Annotated in this window: 5 protein-coding genes; 3 read left to right on the top strand and 2 right to left on the bottom strand. The window is 34.9% G+C overall.

All coding sequences use genetic code 11. The annotated features are described in order from the left end of the window. The first annotated feature begins 365 nt into the window (after positions 1–365). Positions 366–563 (top strand): hypothetical protein, encoded by a 198-nt coding sequence (locus AC3DU7_RS18795; protein WP_488040842.1) that lies wholly within the window; start codon positions 366–368, stop codon positions 561–563. A gap of 762 nt (positions 564–1,325) precedes the next feature. On the opposite strand, the gene AC3DU7_RS18790 is transcribed toward AC3DU7_RS18795, so the two are convergent. Both AC3DU7_RS18790 and AC3DU7_RS18785 read right to left on the bottom strand, forming a co-directional pair. Then, complete coding sequence (locus AC3DU7_RS18790; RefSeq protein WP_488040841.1) at positions 1,326–2,249, bottom strand: isoaspartyl peptidase/L-asparaginase; 924 nt, start codon at positions 2,247–2,249, stop codon at positions 1,326–1,328. Between the two features lie 47 nt (positions 2,250–2,296). Then, positions 2,297–2,464, bottom strand: coding sequence for a DUF2256 domain-containing protein (locus AC3DU7_RS18785; RefSeq protein WP_488040840.1), 168 nt, complete (start codon positions 2,462–2,464; stop codon positions 2,297–2,299). A gap of 344 nt (positions 2,465–2,808) precedes the next feature. Between AC3DU7_RS18785 and AC3DU7_RS18780 the strand changes: the two genes are divergently transcribed. Both AC3DU7_RS18780 and AC3DU7_RS18775 read left to right on the top strand, forming a co-directional pair. Next, positions 2,809–3,129 carry a hypothetical protein gene (locus tag AC3DU7_RS18780; protein ID WP_488040839.1) on the top strand — a complete coding sequence of 107 codons (321 nt, stop codon included), beginning with the start codon at positions 2,809–2,811 and terminating at the stop codon, positions 3,127–3,129. A gap of 69 nt (positions 3,130–3,198) precedes the next feature. Beyond that, complete coding sequence (locus AC3DU7_RS18775) at positions 3,199–4,368, top strand: hypothetical protein (protein ID WP_488040838.1); 1,170 nt, start codon at positions 3,199–3,201, stop codon at positions 4,366–4,368. Positions 4,369–4,464 lie beyond the last annotated feature (96 nt).

Raw genomic sequence — 4,464 nt, 5'->3', positions numbered from 1 at the left:
GACCACAAAAAAGCCGATCGCTAAATGCCAGTTTATATAGCAGAAGTAAGAAAGAAAAATATTACTTGATCTGAGTTTTAAGTTCTCAATCTGTCCGCACCCTTTAGTTCAACTACTATATAACATAACTTGCACATAATGTAGAGCTAGATGTAGAGCTAGGATTTGAGATTGCTTTCCTTTCGGAACTGCTGCGCCAACCCCGTTATTTGCTAAAGAGGTAGAAGGGGGTAGTAGAGACGTTACATTCAAAGTCCCTACAGAGTAGGAGGAAATAATTCATGATTTATATACAATAATTGATTTTATTTTTGATCCTTAGATTGTGTAGGGTAAGAAGCGTATCAAGTTATAGCGCTTTTCACATGGATAGACTACAGTTAGTATGGGCAACCCAAAAGCATTTTTCTACCCCCTACTCCCTACTCCCTACTCCCTACTCCCTACTCCCTACTCCCTACTCCCTACTCCCTACTCTAAGTGCCAAAAATAATTTTGTGGTCTACTCAAATGAAAAGCGCTGTAACACATTATGGCACAGTAACACGGTGGGTAAAATGTAAAATCGTTCGTAAAACAGAGAGGAGTTCTATGGTTATTCTAGAAATGGATAGTGTGCTGTCACAGACCATATCTTTACTTTTGTTGATAAACAGCCTGTTATAAATTTAGATTTTATATCGATGGAATAACTAAATAAACAATCAAGAACAGATAGAATATTGACCAAAATACAGAGAAGGAGGATATTTATCCCTAATGGAATAGACTTGATATTGCATATCAGAGTAAGACAACATTAGTAGAAGTTTTTTTATTTAAGCTTACTTTTATAGTATATCCGTAAATTTTCTATAGAGTACGATCCAAATCACCGAAAAATTGGGTTTGATGCCTCCCCTGTGAAGGGGACTTTATTATTTGCTAGTGAGAATATATGCTACATTGTTTTTACTTGCTGGAGGGGCACTCAGAAACTTTAAACTGACGTGAAGGCAAGCATAAGACTACTGCCAAGGTAGCAGCAGCTTAAGAAGCGTCAACCCGTGGAAGAGTTATATCATGTCCGGTTGAACAGTTATAAATAAACGACGAAGGAGTCAGGAGACAGGAGACAGGAGACAGGAGGGTAGAAAGAATAAAGAAGGAGAAAGTTTTTTCCAGAGCGCTCTTATCCGGACATGATATTACTCCTAGGTAGGACTCTCTGTGCCTAACAGCAAAAGAGGATGTCAAAATTTACTTGTTAGCACAATTTTTATAAAAATGCCACTCTAGTTGATTGTTGGGGGCAACTGCCCCCCTATTATGAACTATATTATGAACTATTCAGCGGCAAAAACTAATGTCCCTTTTGCAGCTTCTAAGCTATCACCAATTTTTTGCCCATCGTGAAAAGCAGCCAAAATGACATCGCAAGTTTTTCCCCAAGCTATTATGCCGCTAGCATCAATAGCGATCGCTCCTAAGTCCCTCTGATGTTCGTGAGCTTCAGCAAATGAGCGTTCAAAAGCTGCTTTGAGAGAAAAACCATCTGTTACCCGAATCACAATTTTGGCAGCCAAACATTCATCAATAATATCTTCTCCTATTCCGGTACAACTAACTCCAGCGCTGCCAGTGGCATAATTTCCGGCGGGCATAGCCGAGTCACTTACACGACCAATCTTTTCAAAACCTTTCCCACCAGTAGAGGTACCTGCAGCTAATCTTCCTTCTTTATCTAAGACTACCACTCCGATAGTGCCGATGCCTGGAGATTCTGCCACAACATTTGCCATCTTTCTACTAAAGTCGTTTTTGCGGTCTTCTAGCCATTCGTTTAATCGTTTATCTGTGAGGGGGTTGTAAATGGGCATTTGTAGTTCCCGCACAAATTCAGCAGCTCCATTATCTGATAATACGCGATCGGGCGATGTTTGCAGTGCTTTGGCCAATTCAATGGGGTTTTTAATCCGGGAGACATTGATTGCCCCACTAAACCGATGATTCAAACCATCCATCAAGGAAGCACTCATCCTAATCTGGCCATCAGATTGTAGAACTGAACCAGTCCCAGCATTAAATATGGGGTCATCTTCTAATAGTTGACAACCACGGACAACTACATCAATGGCCTTTGTGTCGTTCAGAAGCAATTTATGTAATTCATCTACTATTTTATGGAGAGATTTACGAACTATTTCTAATCCTCCTTTTTCCTCAAGGGAACTACCTGCACCGCCGTGAATAATTAGTTTTGGTTGCATTTTTTTTGTTGTGATTCACTACAGAATAATTGAATTTCGATATGAGGCTAAATGTCAATTTGTTTGTCAATATTTGACTTACGTCGCCGACATCTTTCAGAACAATATTTGACTTCATCCCAACACTCTGCCCATTTTTTTCGCCAGGTAAAAGGGCGATTACATACAGGGCATATTTTGGTTGGTAAGTTAGGTTTAGATTTAGCCTTTCCCATGATATAATATTTAGTCCGTATTACAATAAATAGTGAGTGTTTTAGCCTGCGAAAAAAACATTATTTATATTAACTTTGCTAGTTTCTTGTTGTTCTGATTTTTGCTTGTTTTGCTATACCTATTAATTATTGTACTGAAAAAAGATGATTTTGATGATTTAAAATTTATCTACTTATTTTAAATTATCAAATCTAGGGTCATAACTATAAACAATTTTTCCTTATGTCAAGAATAAAATACAGCCAAAAATTGGGAATTTTATATTTTTTTATTCTTAATTAATTTATCTAAAAATGAATATTCAGAGAAACTTATTAACATTTTTTTTCCTTATGTATTACTTTTGATCGTAACAGCGATCGCTCTTTATTTTACGATACCAGTTTCTTTACAAATTCGCTGGAATGATGAAACGCTTTACTATACTGTAGCTCAAAATATTGTGCATGATTTTGATTTTAATAGTCATCATTATTTAGCTAGTAGTATTATCGAAAAAGGTTATCCTACTAAGGATACTCATTTGCCTGGTTATCCCTTGATTTTAGCTATTGGTTTTTTGATTGGTGGCATTAATGAAAGAACGCTGTTTTTTGTGAATTATTTGCTACTGATGATAACTATTTTTCTCATCTTTATAGTTGGCAAAAATATATTTAATTAATGGGTTGGTTTTGGTGCTGCTTCGATTTACCTGATTTATCCTTACACTCTAGTTTTGACTCATTCGGTAATGACTGAAATATCTGCTGCTGCTGTAATCATGGTGGCTGTAGTTCTATTATTTATACAAAAAGAGGGTTGTTTAAAAGGTATATTTTTGAGTTTAGTAATAGCTTTAGCGTATCTAATTAAACCTTTTCTTTTAACCTTAATTCCTACTAGTGTTGCTGTTTTATGGATAAATAAAAATCAATATTACAAACAAACTTTATTGAGTTTATTGTTTTCTTTGACATTATTATCAATCGCAGTATTAATTCCTATTTCCCAAAATCAAAAAATTTATCCTTATGCAGCAACAAGAATTTTATCCCAACCTAATTTTACTAATATACTCGGAATGATGGGCGAAAATTTTTTATTCAATTGTAGCCTCATCATTAGCTTTAAACAGTTTCCAGTCTATTCAACAATTACTCTATCAATGTTGCTGCTATGGAGTATTTCTCTAGCTGTATTTACTACTAAAATCGATCGAAATAAATTTACATATTTTCCAGCTTATAGAAATTTATGTATTTTTAGCCTAATTAGTTTTATGCCAGCTTTATTAGCAGTTTTTTTACTTTATCAATATATTGATATGGGGATTCGAGGGTTGGCAGTTTTTTCTCCATTAATGGCAATATTATCAGTGGCAAGTTTATGGTTATCGGGAAAGGCAGAAGGCAGGAGGCAGAGGACTGAAGGAAATTATGACTCCTACCCTCTGCACTCTGCCTTCTTTCTTCGTTCATTAATTTCACAATTACCAACTAAAAAGATATTTGCTATAGGATTAGGAATTTTTCTGTGTTTAAGCTATTCAAATTTGGTCACATTTCACAAATTAAAAAATCTCCAAAGACGACAGTCTGAACGTTTATATACTTATAGTTTCCGGACGCAAAAAGTTATTTCAGAATTGCAAATTCAACTACAAGTAGTAATATCAGAAAAAAACTTTTATCTGGCGATCGCTAATTATCCAACTCAAGTAATTTGGCAATTACCCCAAACATTAAATGAATTACGGGAAGTAGAAAAAAAAGTGACTATAGAATTGATAGAATTGAAAGACTCTGACCCAATTTTTCAAGAAAATTTGCAAGTTTATAATAATGTAAATCTATTAGATAATCGTTATATATTGCAATACCAAGACCGAAATTTTTATTACTATTTAAGACTGAGTAAGTAATATACATCAAATAAAATGATGTGATAAATATGGCAGTATATTTGTAAGCATTCAGCTATTAGCCATCAGCTATCAGCAATAAGACCTTGTGTTTAA

The organism is Okeania sp., from assembly GCF_983059655.1.
This window is presented reverse-complemented; position numbering and strand designations above follow the sequence as displayed.